Origin of the sequence: Marinobacter guineae, from assembly GCF_002744735.1 — a bacterium.
In the GTDB taxonomy this organism is placed as follows: domain Bacteria; phylum Pseudomonadota; class Gammaproteobacteria; order Pseudomonadales; family Oleiphilaceae; genus Marinobacter; species Marinobacter guineae.
In genome coordinates, this window is sequence record NZ_KZ319340.1 from 796,676 (window position 1) to 811,358 (window position 14,683).

Genomic DNA, 14,683 nt, shown 5'->3' on the forward strand with positions numbered 1-14,683 from the left:
GAGCGGCTGGAAGGCCAACGCCCGGCGTTGGACCTCCAGTCCTGAGGAATGCGGTTTTTTTATTTTCCGATTTCAGACATTCAATACACCGGGAGCCTGACCATTCCATGAGCCCGTTACACGTTGTCATTCTGGCCGCTGGCCAGGGTTCCAGAATGAAATCCGCCCTGCCCAAGGTTTTGCACCCGGTGGCCGGTCGACCCATGCTCCATCATGTGATTGCCACGGCAAAGCAGCTCGGCGCCGAGAGGATCCACACGGTGATTGGGCATGGTGCTGAGAAAGTTCGTGAAACCACCACCGAGGCCTCGGTGAACTGGGTAACCCAGAATGAACAGCTGGGTACCGGGCACGCCGTTGCCCAGGCGCTTCCCGACCTTCCCGATGATGCCAGGGTGCTGGTGCTCTATGGCGATGTCCCGCTCACCCGCCACGATACCCTGGAGGCACTGGTTGGCACCCTGGATGACAACACCCTTGGGCTTCTGACCGTGACCATGGACAATCCCCACGGGTACGGCCGAATTGTCCGTAATGCGGAAGGCAAGGTGGTTTCCATCGTCGAGCAGAAAGATGCGACTCCGGAGCAGCTGGCCATCCGTGAGGTCAACACCGGTATTCTTGCGGTTTCAGCGAAACATCTGAAAACCTGGCTACCTGCGCTGTCCAACAGCAACGCCCAGGGCGAATACTACCTGACCGACATTATCGCCATGGCCGTGGAACAGGGCTTGAGCGTTTCGGTTTCCCAGCCCGAGGACCCGTATGAGGTACAGGGTGTGAACAACCGCCTTCAGCTGGCTGAACTCGAGCGCTGGTTCCAGCGTCGGGAGGCTGACCGGTTGATGACCGAAGGCGCAACCCTGGCTGACCCGGCGCGGGTTGATGTGCGCGGAGAGCTGACCATCGGCAACGATCTGTGGATTGATGTGAATGTGGTTTTCGAGGGCAAGGTCACACTTGGCAGCAATGTGTCGATCGGGCCCGGTTGCGTGATCAAGGATTCGACCATTGCCCAGGGCGCTGAAATCAGGGCGAACAGCGTGATTGAAGGTGCCACGATCGGTGCCAACGCCCAGATCGGGCCGTTTGCGCGTATCCGCCCCGGCACCGAACTGGCCGCCAATACTAAGGTTGGTAATTTTGTCGAAACCAAGAAGGCCGTTGTCGGCGAAGGAAGCAAGATCAACCATCTCAGCTACGTGGGTGATGCCTCTCTTGGCCGTAATGTGAATGTGGGTGCAGGAACCATCACCTGTAATTATGATGGTGTGAACAAGTACCGCACGGTGATCGGTGACGGCGTGTTTGTGGGCTCCAACACTTCCCTGGTGGCTCCGGTAACCATAGCGGCAGGCGCCACCATCGGTGCCGGTTCGACCATTACCCGGGACGTTGCGGACAGCGAACTGGCCGTGGCAAGGGGCCGCCAGCGCAATATTTCCGGCTGGGAAAAGCCCGGGAAAAACTGATTCAAACGATTAACTGACAGGTAGAGCAACATGTGTGGAATTGTAGGCGCGGTTTCGGAACGGGACGTCCAGGGCATCCTTCTTGAGGGCCTGCGCCGTCTGGAATACCGGGGGTACGACTCTGCTGGTATGGCGGTTATCGGTGGTGACCACAGCGTCCAGCGAGCACGGGAAGTGGGCAAGGTAGCCTCCCTCGCGGCGGCCATGAAGACCAACCCCCTGGCCGGACACCTGGGCATTGCTCACACCCGCTGGGCGACCCATGGCGAGCCGTCACAGATCAACGCCCATCCGCACATGTCCGGTGACCGCCTCGCCATCGTTCATAACGGCATCATCGAGAACTATCAGGAGCTCCGTGAGGAGCTGCGTGGCGAGGGTTTTGAGTTCACCTCCCAAACCGATACCGAAGTGGTCGCGCACCTGATCGAAAAGAACTACCGTTCCCTGGGTAGCCTCTATGATTCGGTCCGGGCGGCCATTGCCCGACTTCGGGGCGCCTATGCCCTGGCCGTGGTTCACGCGGATGAGCCCGATCATCTCGTGGTCTGCCGTGAAGGCAGCCCCCTGGTGATTGGCGTCGGCATCGGCGAGAACTTCATTGCTTCCGACCAGCTGGCTCTGCTGCCGGTAACCGACCGGTTCATGTTCCTGGAAGAGGGCGACATTGCTGATATTCGCAAGGATGGTATTGCCATCCTCGATCGCGAAGGGCAGAGCGTGGAGCGGGAGATTACCCGGTTCGAGCACGGCGCGGATTCCGCCGACAAGGGCGAGTACCGCCACTTCATGCTCAAGGAAATCTACGAGCAGCCCAGAGTCATCAAGGCCACCATGGAAGGCCGGGTAACCAATACCCGGGTACTGGAGCAGGCCTTGGGTACCGACGCTGAAAATCTGCTCGAAAACGTTCGTCACGTCCAGATCATCGCCTGCGGCACCAGCTACCACGCAGGTATGGTGGCCCGCTACTGGATTGAGGAACTGGCCGGCGTGCCCTGCTCCGTAGAGGTGGCTTCCGAGTTCCGATACCGCAAGCACGTCATCCAGCAGGACACCTTGTTCCTGTGCATCTCCCAGTCTGGTGAGACGGCCGATACCCTGGCCGCGTTGCGTCAGGCCAAGAAAGCCGGTTTCCGTGCCGCGCTGGCCATCTGCAACGTACCCGGCAGTTCCCTGGTGCGGGAATCGGACCTGGTGATCATGACCCAGGCCGGCCCGGAAATCGGCGTGGCTTCTACCAAGGCCTTCACTACCCAGCTGACCGCATTGCTGATTTTCACCCTTGCGCTGGCCCGCCAAAACGGCCTGCCTGAGGAGCAGGAGGCGGAGATTGTTAAGGCCATTCACCTGGTGCCTGGCCAGGTGAGCGATGTGCTGGCCCTGGATGGCGAGATCGCCGAGATGTCCAAGGCGTTTATGGACAAGCACCACAGCCTGTTTTTGGGCCGTGGTTCCCAGTTCCCGGTTGCCCTCGAAGGTGCGCTGAAGCTGAAGGAAATCTCCTACATCCACGCAGAAGCCTACCCGGCCGGTGAGCTCAAGCATGGTCCCCTGGCGCTGGTCGACAGCGAAATGCCGGTCGTCACCGTAGCGCCGAACAACGACCTGGTGGAAAAGCTCAAATCCAACCTGGAAGAAGTTCGTGCACGGGGCGGCGAGCTGTTTGTGTTCGCCGATAAAATGGCGAACGTGAAGCCGGACGAGGGCATCCATGTGATGCAGCTTCCTTCGGTGCACCCGATTACGGCCCCGATCGTTTATACGGTTCCGCTGCAGTTACTGTCCTATCACGTTGCAGTACTGAAGGGCACCGATGTGGATCAGCCTCGGAATTTGGCGAAAAGCGTGACGGTGGAATAACCTGTTACACAATTGGCGGTGTGATCGCCTTTCTCACAATTGACGTTATCCTGAAATTTCCCCGGACCGGTCACCAGTTAAAGGTTGGAGCGGCCTGCGGTCGATGGCCTTGGCGTTCTTTTCACTAAAGAACCGATATTGACCCTTGCCGCGCTGCTTGGCCTGATACATGGCCATATCTGCCTGGCGGAGTAAGATGTCCGCATCCACATCGGGGTTTTGGGGATACAGGCTGACACCAAGACTGGCAGATACCTGGACAATTTGATCCCCGAGACTGATGGGGGACGACAAGGTTGCAAGCAGGCGATCGAGAACAGGTTCGCATTCCCGTCTTCCTGACAAATCTGGCAGGAGCACAACGAATTCGTCACCACCAAGCCGGGCGACTGTGTCACAGTCCCGAAGGGTTTTCTGCATGCGTCTGGCGAGAGCAATCAAAAGTTCATCACCGGCGGCGTGTCCATAGGTGTCGTTGATCAACTTGAAACCGTCAAGATCCAGGAAAACGACGGCCAACACGTCTTCATGGCGCCGGGCCATTGAAACCGCATGGCGTAGGCGCTCACTCAGCAGGACACGGTTTGGCAGACCCGTGAGCGAATCGTAGTGCGCAATCAACCGCAACTTGTCTTCATTTTGTTTCAGGTGGGATATATCGGCGAAAAGGGTAACGTAATGCTGAATATCACCGGCATTGTTCCGGGCAGCGGCAATTGTCATTAGGGATGGGAAAGCCGATCCGTCGTGACAGGGTACCCAGTACTCACCACTCCAGACGCCTTGTTCTTTCAATGAATTCAGAACTGCCCCTTCGAAACCATCGCCACGCAGGTCAGGTACAAGAAGGCGTCTGTAGTTTTGGTTAACAACGTCACCATGAGTGTAACCGGTCAACGCTGTAAACGCGGAGTTCACATCCAGAATAACCCCTTGAGCGCTGGTTAAGATGATTCCCTCCCGTGCATACTTGAAAACGCCTGCTGCCATTGCGAGCCTGCTTTCTGCTTCCTTGCGTTCGCTGATGTCCTGGTGGGTTCCGTACATCATCAGGGGCTGCCCGTCTTCACTCCAGGACAGAACGCTTCCGCGGTCGAGAACCCAGACCCAGTGTCCATCCTTGTGCCGCATACGGGCTTCACATTCATAGTAGGGAAGCTCGCCCCGGAAGTGTTTATTGAGCAGTCCATCGCAACGCTGCAAATCATCGGGATGGGCGAGATTCATCCAGGTATCAATGGAAATTGGCTCCAGTTCTTCCAGCGAGTAACCGACAATTTCAGCCCAACGTTCATTGAAAACCGTTTCGCCCGTACTGACATTCCACTCCCAGGTTCCAGTGCGGGTTCCCGTGATCGTATTGTACAGACGGAGTCTTTCAATTTTCCGCCTCGCCCGGGATTCCCTGATTGAGTCCAGCATCGTGTTAATGGTGTTACTCAAGAGGGCGATCTCCCGATACTGAAAATCGGGTATTCGTTCCAGGGGAATTCCCCCGCTGTCACAATTTTTTATTGCCGAATCTATGTGCATGATTGAGCGTAAAAAGTAACGTCTTAAAACGGCAATCAGTAACAGCGAGAGCGTCAGTGCAAGCACGAATATGATGAGGAGCTCTTCGAGGAGAACCCTGTTCAGCTTACCGATCAGGGCCTCGTCGGAGGTGTAAATCGAGACCTGGCCAAGGGGCTCACCATTTGAGCCGAGTATGGAGGCCGTGTCGGTGTAGAAGGCCTGCCTGAGTCGCTGGTTCAGTTCTGGATCCTGCTCCCGGTAGGGAGCATAGTCCCCGGTTTCTGTGAGAACCTGGCCGGAAACGTAGTAGGGTGTGTTGGTGACTTCGCCCATTTCGTAATCCTGCACAACCACGGCGAAATGTTGTTTGAGTGCAGTCTCGGTGGCAACCAGCTTTTCGTATTCATTAACCGAATAGGCCTCGATAAAGGGCGCAATGTTCTTGCTCAGCCGTTCCAGGCTCTCGCTGACGTCGAGTCGCATCTCCGCAATATGCTCGGCCCGCTGACTGGAATACACATAGATGGCATGGAAGGCAAAAACCAACAAGATGGCAGCAATCATCGCGAGAGTGACTCGCGTAAGAAGGGACGGCGCGCTCCTGTTTGGGCGATTGGACGCACCCATCATCTTGCAGCCTCCTTACCGAGCACATTTCGATTTATGACGGGTAACAATTGCTTCAGGTTTTGGCTGGATACCGGCAGCACAGAGAGCTGCTGTATTTTTTCGACCTTGTGACCATTCAGATAAAGATCCATCGTTTCGACAGCTGTTTCACCCATCAGGAAAGGCTGCTGCATTCCGGCCCCTACAAGTTGGCCATTCGCAATCAGCTCAACGAACTCCGGCTCGGCATCAAAACAGATCAGCAGTATGTCCCCCTCTTTTCCCTCTTCGGAAATAGCGTCCAGAGCTGCCTGATAACGGTCTGAGCCCTGGAGCCAGATGGCCCGAAGATCCGGATTCTGAGCAATGAGAGTTCGACTGAATTCGTAAGTTTCCCGATAGGAGAAGTCAGATTGCTGAAGTATTCCGGCCGTCCTGATGCCCTGTTCCTCCAGAGCTCTCAGAAACCCTTCGGTTCGGGCTTTACCATTGGCCCGTTTCTGGGGAATCGCAATAATACCAACGCTGCCGTCTTGCCAACCTTTTTCTGATAACGTTGAGGCAAGCACACCGCCCAGATCATATGCGCCCTGGTCATTGTCCGACTCGATGTAGCTGACATAATTTTCAGCTCCCGCGCCGATATCGGAAATAACAACCGGAATGTCATTTCGCTGGGCCAGCTTCAGAATGGTCACCGCTGCTGAGGAGTTGGTAGGGGACAGGATGATGCCCTGAACACCCTCATTGATGGCCTTTACGGTTAGCTCCAGCTCATGCCTGGCCTGATTGTCAGCGCTGTAAACAGATATGTTGTAACCCAGCTTTTGGGCCTTGTGTCTGATGCCATCGGCCATAATGCTCCAGAACGGTATCCGGGCATCAGACACAAGATAGGCGAGGCGTTTTTCCTGGGCATGGACATGAGGGCCAAGTAGGCACAAGAAAAAAGCGAGGGAACTCGTAACCGCTTTGCAAGCGGACCTGGTCGCTTTCATGGTTCGGGACTGTCGATGAGTAAAAGGTGTTTACTGCGTATACGTAAGCGACATGTTCTTGGTCAGGCTGATAATAATCAAGCGAAAAACCCTCGGTATTTCGCTCAATGCCGGGCATTCTTGATTCACGTCATAATTGACTGCAGAAGGGACCGGTTTGTGCTCCTTTTCTTGAGCACATCCCGAAACTGCCAACGTGAGGGAAATTCAGTCTTTCGAATCCAAGGAAATCGCGGTCATATCATGCTGCAGTTTTTTCAGCAGATGCAGCAGGCTGACGCCATCATCAAAGCTCATCCCGAGTAACGCCTGGCGGTAGAATTCGGTAATGGTGTCCTGCAGCCCGTCCCAGAATTCCCGGCCGGTATCGGTCAGTACCACCAGTCTGGCCCGGCGATCCTGGGGGTCGGGAATCCGGATCACGTGGCCATCCCGTTCCATGCGCTTGAGGACGCCGTCCAGATTCTGCCGGCTGACGTACAGGTATTCCTTCAACTGGTTGAAGGAGGTGCCTTCCTCAAACCCTTCCCGCGACAGTGCGCCCAATACTGCCCATTGCACGGCACTGATGCCCATTTCGTTCTGGACCTGGCGCTGGAGGATGTTTCCGGTCTGGAACAGACGGAAAAACAGGCGGTTGGGTATGCCTCCGGATTCGTTGACGATCATCTGTGCTCCTGTAGTGCCGCCCTGGCTTTCAGGCCAGGGCAGTCTGTCACTGGCACCCCGAATCGCAGAGGACATGGAGTGCATCACTTCGGCAGGTATTCGCGGGCGATGATGTTCTTCATGATCTGCGCGGTACCGTCACCAATCTGCAGGCCAAGGACATCCCGCAATCGCTGGGCAAAGGGCAGGTCTTCACCCCAGCCAGTGTGGCCGTGGGCCAGCAGGCACTGTTTCACCACATCGAAGGCCAGCTTGGGGCCCCACCACTTGTTCATGGCAGCCTCGGCGTTGTGGGGCAGGTTGTTGTCCTTGAGCCAGAGCGCATGGTAGCACTGCATGCGCGCGGCATGAACGTAGGTCTGGTATTCCGCCAGTGGATGGGTCAGGCCCTGGAACGCCGACAGGTGCTGGCCGAAGGCGGTGCGCTCGGTCAGCCACTGCCAGGTTTCCTCCAGGGATTGCTGGGCCACCGCCAGGCACTGCAGGCCGATCAGCGCACGGCTGTAGTCAAACCCCTGCATCACCTGTTTGAAGCCTTTACCCTCGTCGCCCATCATGTTTCTGGCCGGCACTTCAACGTTGTCAAAGAAGATGGAGCCGCGGCCAATGGCGCGCTGGCCATTATCTTCAAACCGGGTGGTGGTGATTCCCGGGCTGTCCATCGGGACCAGAAACGCGCTGATTCCGGAGGCCCGTTGCTCCACCGTGCCAGTGCGGGCGAACACCACCGCCACGTCAGCCTGGTCGGCCATGGAGATAGAGGTCTTCTCACCGTTGAGTACGTAGACGTCGTCCTTCTTCTCTGCCTTCAGGCGCAGGTTGGCAGCGTCGGAACCTCCATGGGGTTCGGTCAGGGCGATACAGGCAACCTTCTGGCCCGTGGTCATGCCGTGCAGCCACTTCTTCGCCAGGTCTGGCGCGGCGTGGTTGGCGATGATCTGGCCGTTCAGGGAGGTCAGCAGCGGGATGTAGCCGACGTTGAAGTCTCCCCTGGAGATTTCCTCGATGATCAGGCCGCTGGTGATGCAGTCCATGCCGCTGCCACCGAATTCCTCGGGCAGTTCGCCGCCAAGCAGGCCCATCTCGCCGAGCTGGCGGATGACATCCTTTTCGATGACGCCTTCCTGGTCGCGCTTGCGATAGCCCGGAGCCAGCACCTCGGCGCTGAAACGGGCCACTACTTCGCGGATCGCGTTTTGTTCTGCATTGAATCCGAAATTCATGGTGTTCTCCGGGTTGTAAGGCCGTTACTTGGAGTATTTGCGGAATTCCGGCTTGCGCTTTTCCCTGAAGGCGTTCACGCCCTCTTTGGACTCCTCTGTGTCGTAATACAGGCTCAGTGCCTGCATTCCGAGGGCACCAATGCCGGCGATATTGTCGCTGTCCGCGTTGAAGGAGCGTTTGGCGATGGTCAGAGCAGTCGGGCTCTTCTCCAGGATTTCGTCGCACCATTTCTGAACTTCCGCATCAAGCTGCTCGGGTGGGACTACGGCGTTCACCAGACCCCATTCCAGCGCCTGTTGCGCGCTGTACTTGCGGCACAGGTACCAGATTTCCCGGGCCCGCTTCTCACCCACGACCCGTGCCAGGTAGGCGGTGCCGAAACCGGGATCCACCGAGCCCACTTTCGGGCCAACCTGGCCGAAGACGGCGGTTTCCGAGGCGATGCTCAGGTCACAGATCACGTGCAGCACGTGTCCGCCGCCGATGGCGAAACCGTTGACCCGGGCAATCACCGGCTTGGGCACTTCCCGGATCAGGCGCTGCAGTTCTTCCACCGGCAGACCGATCAGGCCGCGGCCATCGTACTGGCCCTCGTGGGCACCCTGGTCGCCACCGGTGCAGAAGGCCTTCTCGCCGGCGCCGGTGAACACGATGACGCCGATGTCCTTGTTCCAGCCGGCGCGGTGGAAGGCGTCCAGCAGTTCCATGCAGGTCTGGCCGCGGAAGGCGTTGTATCGGTCCGGACGGTTGATGGTGATGGTGGCAACCCCGTTATTTTCGTCGTACAGGATGTCTTCGTAATTCATGGTGTGTTCTCCGTGTTCGTGAAAGCAGGCATTAGCCGGCCATGGTCAGGCCGCCGGACACGCTGATGACCTGGCCGGTGATGAAGTTGGCGTCGTCACTGGCGAGCAGGGCAATAATGCCGGGGTAATCCTCGGGCTGGGCCAGGCGCTTCATGGGCACGGCGTTGCGGAACGCTTCCAGCAATTTCTCCGGGTTGGGTGCGGATTCCGCTACGCCCTTGAGTAAGGCAGTGTCGGTGGGGCCGGGGCAAACCACGTTCAGGCACACGTTCTTCGTGGCCAGTTCCCGGGCCACGGTCTTGCTGAAGCCCACCAGACCGGCCTTGCAGGCGGCATAGACAGACTCACCCGAAGAACCGACCCGGGCTGCATCGGACGACACGTTGATAACCTTGCCGCCGCCGGCAGCCACCATCTTCGGCAGTACCACGTGGTGCATGTTCAGGGCGCCGGTCAGGTTCACGGCAATCAGCTGCTCCCAGAGTTTTGGCTCGGTCTTGAGGAACGGCATGAAGCGGTCGAAACCGGCGTTGTTTACCAGCACCGTGGGCACGCCAAGGTCGCTCTCGATGGCCGCCACGGTCTCGGTTATGGCGGCGTAGTCGGTGATGTCTGTGGTATAGGCGCGGGCGGTGCCGCCGGCTTCGGAGATCAGGTCGACTGTGGCCTGGGCCGAACTCTCATCCCGGTCGAGGACGGCCACCAGGCTGCCTTCCTGGGCAAAGCGCTGGCACACGGCGCGGCCGATGCCGCCCCCGCCGCCGGTCACGATGACTGTTTTTCCGTTAAGGCCTCTCATGATGACTTGCTCCTGTTGCTGTTAAATCAATGGGATCAACCGCGCTTGGCCGGTTCCAGGCGAACCTCTCTGGCCTGCTCGCGCAGCTTGAATTTCTGAATCTTGCCGGAGGCGGTGCGGGGCATGGCCTCGATCACTTCCAGATATTCCGGCAGGTAGTTCCTGGATAGTTGCTGTTCGGTCAGGTAGGCCTTGACCTGGTCCAGGGTCAGGTCAGTGGCGTTCTCGTCGAGGGTGACATAGGCGCACAGACGCTCGCCCAGGCGCTCGTCCGGGCAACCCACCAGCGCGACATCGACAATGCCGGGGAACTTGTAGAGCAGGTTCTCCACCTCCACGACGGGAATATTCTCGCCGCCGCGGATCACCACGTCCTTGGTACGGCCGGTGATGCGGATGTAGCCGTCCTTGTCCATGCGTGCGAGGTCGCCGGTGCTGAACCAGCTGTCTTCGTCAGTGCCGAAGAGCTCCGGGCGTTTCAGGTAGCCCACGAACTGGCTGGCACCGCGCACAAGCAGGTTACCTTCTTCGCCCGCCGGAAGCGGATTGCCCTGGAAATCGGTGATCCTGATTTCCATGTAGGGCAGCACTTTTCCATCAGACTGGCTGGCGCGTTCCGAAGGGTCTTCGGGGCAGGTCATGGTGACGGCGCCGTTTTCGGTCATGCCCCAGGCAGAGACAATCTTCGCTTTCAGCACCTTGCCGGCCTGTTCCACCACGGCACTCGGAATAGGTGCGCCGGCGGAGACAAAAATACGCAGGGAATCCAGTTCGCCTTCGTGATTGGGTGCGGTTTTTACCAGATCCGCCAGGAACGGTGTGGCGGCCATGGTGAAAGCGGGTTTCTCGGCGGCAATCACCTTGCACACATAGCCGGCGTCCCAGATGTCCTGAAGGATGGCCGTGGTGCCCAGATAGACAGGCATCATGATGCCGTAAAGGAAACCGGTTTGATGAGCGAGGGGCGAGGCCATCAGCACTTTGTCTTCCGATGTCAGGTGCAGCCGGTCAGCGTAGGGGCGCACATTGGAAAACAGGGTGTTGGAGGTGTGCATGACGCCCTTGGGTTCGCCAGTGGTGCCGGAGGTATAAAGGATCTGGATGGCGTCATCTGCGGTCAGCTGGCGTTTCCGGAACAGGGCGTCAGTGTTCTGTTCCTGCTCCCAGGCTTTGGTCAGCAGGCGGTCTTCAAAACTGCGTTCACCTTCACCACCGATCACCAGAATGGTTTTCAGGTCGGGCAACTCGGCCTTGATGCCGTCCACCATGGCTTCGTAATTGAACTCCCGGAAAATCTTAGGAATCACCAGTAGCTTGGCTTCTCCGTGTTTCAGCATGAAACGGAGCTCGCGCTCCCGGAAGATGGGCATGAGCGGGTTCAGAATAGCGCCGATGCGCATGCAGGCCAGGTGCAGGGCGGTGGTCTGCCACCAGTTCGGCAGCTGGCAGGCCACCACATCACCCTTCTCGATTCCCATCCCGGCCAGGCCGGCGGCCATGCGGGTAACAGTCTCGTTAAGTTCCCGGTAGGTGAGGGCGGTGCGGTTATCTCCCGTGACCTGGTAGCTGACGATAGCTTCCCTGTCAGGGTTGCTGGCCACGGCCTGGTCCAGGTAGTCGGTAATGAGTTTGTCGTTCCACGCGCCGCTTTCCAGCATGGCTGAGCGGCGGTCCGGGTTGAGAGTGATGCCTGTTTCCATCTGAGTCACCTGTTGTGTCCGGTTTGTTGTTGTTGGCGTCGGCTCGAAAGGACAAGGTAAAAATACGCTCACATCAAATAATAAGTCAACATGTTGCTTTAAAAATATATGGGTGTTGCTGGTTTTTATTGAATATGGTGATTTTGTAGTGTTTATATGGGAATAAAGGATCGTATCTTAGTAGCGATGGTTATGAGTTGAGGCAATATGTTGCTTTAAAGCGTGAGGCTGTCGGTTCACTCGGCCAAGGGCATCGACGATGTCCATGCCCTGATTCCCGGCCGTGCCCAGACCGGGATTCAGGCGTTCTTCTGACACCGGGTTTGTTATTTTTTTCACAAAGCGCCCGCATTGCGCCGGGAATCGGTTAAAATGCGGACGCTCCTATTGCTTCAATTAAGTAATATTACGTAAAAAATCCGTAGTGGTTAGACCTACCTCGCCTTCTTCTTGTTATTAAGACCAAATACGGTCAAAAAATGTACCTTGGGACCATACCCCGGTACATAAATATCAAGGAAGATGCTGGCGCTCTGCCACACAATACCAACAACCCGTTCTCTCAGAAGATTTTCGCAATGCCCACGACTGTTATCTCCGGCTTTACCCACAATTTCCTCGGCAAGGCACCTGTCTGGTACAAGCAGGTGATCCTGCTGTTTCTGATTGCCAATCCGATTGTGATGTATGTGCTTGGGCCCGGAGTGGCTGGCTGGCTTCTGATTGCCGAGTTTATCTTCACGCTGGCCATGGCCCTGAAGTGCTATCCGCTGCTGCCCGGTGGCCTGCTGGCGGTGGAGGCCCTGTTGATTGGCCTGACCTCGCCGGATGCGGTATATCAGGAAGTGCTGACCAACTTCCCGGTGATCCTGTTGCTGATGTTCATGGTGGCGGGGATCTATTTCATGAAGGAGCTGTTGCTGGTCACTTTTACTCAGATCCTGGTCGGAGTTCGGTCCAAGTCAGCACTGTCGCTGCTGTTTTGCGGTGCGGCCGCGTTGTTGTCAGCTTTTCTGGATGCCCTGACGGTAACCGCCGTTATTATTTCGGTCGCGGTGGGTTTCTATGCTGTTTATCACAAGGTGGCTTCCGGAAAGGGCTATCAACACGCCGATCACAATGCCGGTAGTGATGATGAGGTTATCGAACTGCACCGGGAAGACCTGGAAAACTTCCGGGCCTTCCTGCGCAGCCTGCTGATGCATGGCGCCATCGGTACCGCATTGGGGGGCGTGGCGACCATGGTGGGCGAGCCCCAGAACCTGCTCATTGCGAAAGTGGTGGGATGGGACTTTGCGAGCTTTTTCCTGCACATGGCGCCGGTCAGCTTGCCGGTACTGGCGGCGGGCCTGTTCACCTGCTGGGCCCTGGAGAAGCTACGCTGGTTTGGTTACGGCGGCCGGCTGCCAAAACCCGTTCGCCGGGTGCTGGAGGAGTTTGCCGATAACGAGCGCGCCAAACGCACCAAGGCCGACCAGGCAGCCCTGTGGGTACAGGCCGCCGCTGCGCTGATTCTGGTGGTGGGGCTGGCATTCCATCTGGCGGAAGTCGGCCTGATCGGCCTGTTGGTGATCATCCTGATTACTTCGTTTACCGGCATTACCGACGAGCACCAGATCGGTAAGGCGTTCCAGGAATCCCTGCCGTTCACCTCTTTGCTGGTGGTGTTCTTCGCCGTAGTGGCTGTGATTCACGAACAGCACCTGTTCAAACCAATCATTGATTACGTGCTCTCGTTGCCGGTCAGCCAGCAGCCCGGCATGTTCTTCATCGCCAACGGCATTCTCTCGATGATCAGCGATAATGTGTTTGTAGCGACGGTTTACATCAGTGAGGTCAAGCAGGCCCTGGATGCTGGCAGTATCAGTTACGAGCACTTCCAGGATCTGGCGGTAGCCATCAATACCGGTACCAACCTGCCCAGCGTGGCGACACCGAATGGCCAGGCCGCGTTCCTGTTCCTGCTGACATCTGCCATTGCGCCGCTGGTGCGTTTATCCTATGGCAAGATGGTCATCATGGCGTTTCCCTACACACTGGTGATGGGTGGAGTCGGCCTGTACATGGTAATTAACTATATTTGACAATCTGTCCGGATTTTTTGCGGTTAGTGTCAGTGCAGATTTGGTCGGGTCTGTTAATCTTCACTTAAACAGGCCCGACATCTCCGGACTCTATGCGCAGCAGCTTTTCAGTTAACTTGTTTGTCTTTCTGACACCCGGGCTCTCCTCTACCGCCCGGATATTTATCCTGTTGATAGCCGCTCTGTTATCGACAAGCGCCACCGCCCAGTCCGAAACGGGCGCAAAAACCCTTCGCGTGGCCTATATCGAGTTCCCCCCCATTACCTATCAAGCCAACGACGGCGCACCGGCAGGCAGCTTTATTGAACTTACTCGCAAAGTTGCTCTTGAAGCGGGCTACGAACCGGAATTTATCTACCTGCCGGTGAGTCGCACCTATCTCTACCTGAGCAATGGCGGGATCGATGTATGGCCCGGTGTTACCGAGGTTGCAAACCTCGAGGACGACGTCCTGGAGAGCTGGGTCAGCCCGTTCCCTGCGCAGCTGAGTGCCTGGTACTGTGAAGGTACCCCGGCCCTTGACCATTTTGATCAGCTCCAGGGCAAGCAGGTGATCGTGATTGGCGGTTACACCTATGGCGGCCTTTTGGCCTGGCTGGAAAAGAGTGTCGGCATACGGGTAACCGAAGCGCCGAACCACCGCTCCGCTGTTGATATGCTGAAGCGTAAGCGGGGAGACTATCTCCTGGATTACCGGCAACCGGTTAAGGAAATCCTGACTGAGCCCACCGACAGTGTCATCCGGGAATCAGAACTGCGTACACGTAATGCCGCGTGGGTTTTCTCGCTGGCAAACCCTCGTGCAGCGTTGCTGCGGGAGGAGTTTGATGACGCCTATCTGCGGCTGGTGGAGAAGGGTGAAGTGCCTCCGGTGCGCGAAATTACCGGGGGCTATGTCATTCCCGGTTTTCCCCAGTTGCTGCGCTAAACTGGCTTCCGGGGC

11 protein-coding genes are annotated in these 14,683 nt (G+C 57.3%); 4 read left to right on the forward strand and 7 right to left on the reverse strand.

Features of this window, described 5'->3' with window-relative positions; genetic code table 11:
- Nucleotides 1-107 precede the first annotated feature (107 nt).
- Complete coding sequence (gene glmU / locus CLH62_RS11665) at nucleotides 108-1,472, forward strand: bifunctional UDP-N-acetylglucosamine diphosphorylase/glucosamine-1-phosphate N-acetyltransferase GlmU (protein WP_099618317.1); 1,365 nt, start codon at nucleotides 108-110, stop codon at nucleotides 1,470-1,472.
- 30 nt (nucleotides 1,473-1,502) lie between these two features.
- A complete protein-coding gene (gene glmS, locus CLH62_RS11670; RefSeq protein ID WP_099618318.1) occupies nucleotides 1,503-3,335 on the forward strand; it encodes a glutamine--fructose-6-phosphate transaminase (isomerizing) in 1,833 nt (610 codons plus the stop codon).
- 45 nt (nucleotides 3,336-3,380) lie between these two features.
- On the opposite strand, the gene CLH62_RS11675 is transcribed toward glmS, so the two are convergent.
- From CLH62_RS11675 to CLH62_RS11705, 7 genes are all read right to left on the reverse strand, one after another.
- On the reverse strand, nucleotides 3,381-5,414 hold the full coding sequence (locus CLH62_RS11675) for a diguanylate cyclase domain-containing protein (protein ID WP_170005791.1): 2,034 nt from the start codon (nucleotides 5,412-5,414) through the stop codon (nucleotides 3,381-3,383).
- A 62-nt stretch (nucleotides 5,415-5,476) separates the two neighbouring features.
- Complete coding sequence (locus CLH62_RS11680; RefSeq protein WP_099618320.1) at nucleotides 5,477-6,457, reverse strand: substrate-binding domain-containing protein; 981 nt, start codon at nucleotides 6,455-6,457, stop codon at nucleotides 5,477-5,479.
- Nucleotides 6,458-6,664: 207 nt separating this feature from the next.
- Nucleotides 6,665-7,126, reverse strand: coding sequence for a MarR family winged helix-turn-helix transcriptional regulator (locus CLH62_RS11685; RefSeq protein ID WP_099618321.1), 462 nt, complete (start codon nucleotides 7,124-7,126; stop codon nucleotides 6,665-6,667).
- A gap of 83 nt (nucleotides 7,127-7,209) precedes the next feature.
- Entirely contained in the window at nucleotides 7,210-8,349 is a 1,140-nt protein-coding gene (gene aliB, locus CLH62_RS11690; RefSeq protein WP_099618322.1) for a cyclohexanecarboxyl-CoA dehydrogenase, read from the reverse strand.
- A gap of 24 nt (nucleotides 8,350-8,373) precedes the next feature.
- Nucleotides 8,374-9,156 carry a 2-ketocyclohexanecarboxyl-CoA hydrolase gene (gene badI / locus CLH62_RS11695; RefSeq protein ID WP_099618323.1) on the reverse strand — a complete coding sequence of 261 codons (783 nt, stop codon included), beginning with the start codon at nucleotides 9,154-9,156 and terminating at the stop codon, nucleotides 8,374-8,376.
- A 31-nt stretch (nucleotides 9,157-9,187) separates the two neighbouring features.
- The gene (locus CLH62_RS11700) at nucleotides 9,188-9,955 is read right to left on the reverse strand and encodes an SDR family NAD(P)-dependent oxidoreductase (protein WP_099618324.1); all 768 of its coding nucleotides are present in this window, start codon (nucleotides 9,953-9,955) and stop codon (nucleotides 9,188-9,190) included.
- Nucleotides 9,956-9,990: 35 nt separating this feature from the next.
- The gene (locus tag CLH62_RS11705) at nucleotides 9,991-11,655 is read right to left on the reverse strand and encodes an AMP-binding protein (protein WP_099618325.1); all 1,665 of its coding nucleotides are present in this window, start codon (nucleotides 11,653-11,655) and stop codon (nucleotides 9,991-9,993) included.
- A 578-nt stretch (nucleotides 11,656-12,233) separates the two neighbouring features.
- Between CLH62_RS11705 and nhaB the strand changes: the two genes are divergently transcribed.
- Together nhaB and CLH62_RS11715 are read left to right on the forward strand one after the other, a co-directional pair.
- Nucleotides 12,234-13,739 (forward strand): sodium/proton antiporter NhaB, encoded by a 1,506-nt coding sequence (gene nhaB / locus CLH62_RS11710; protein ID WP_099618855.1) that lies wholly within the window; start codon nucleotides 12,234-12,236, stop codon nucleotides 13,737-13,739.
- 92 nt (nucleotides 13,740-13,831) lie between these two features.
- Nucleotides 13,832-14,668, forward strand: coding sequence for a substrate-binding periplasmic protein (locus tag CLH62_RS11715; RefSeq protein WP_099618326.1), 837 nt, complete (start codon nucleotides 13,832-13,834; stop codon nucleotides 14,666-14,668).
- Nucleotides 14,669-14,683: the final 15 nt, after the last annotated feature.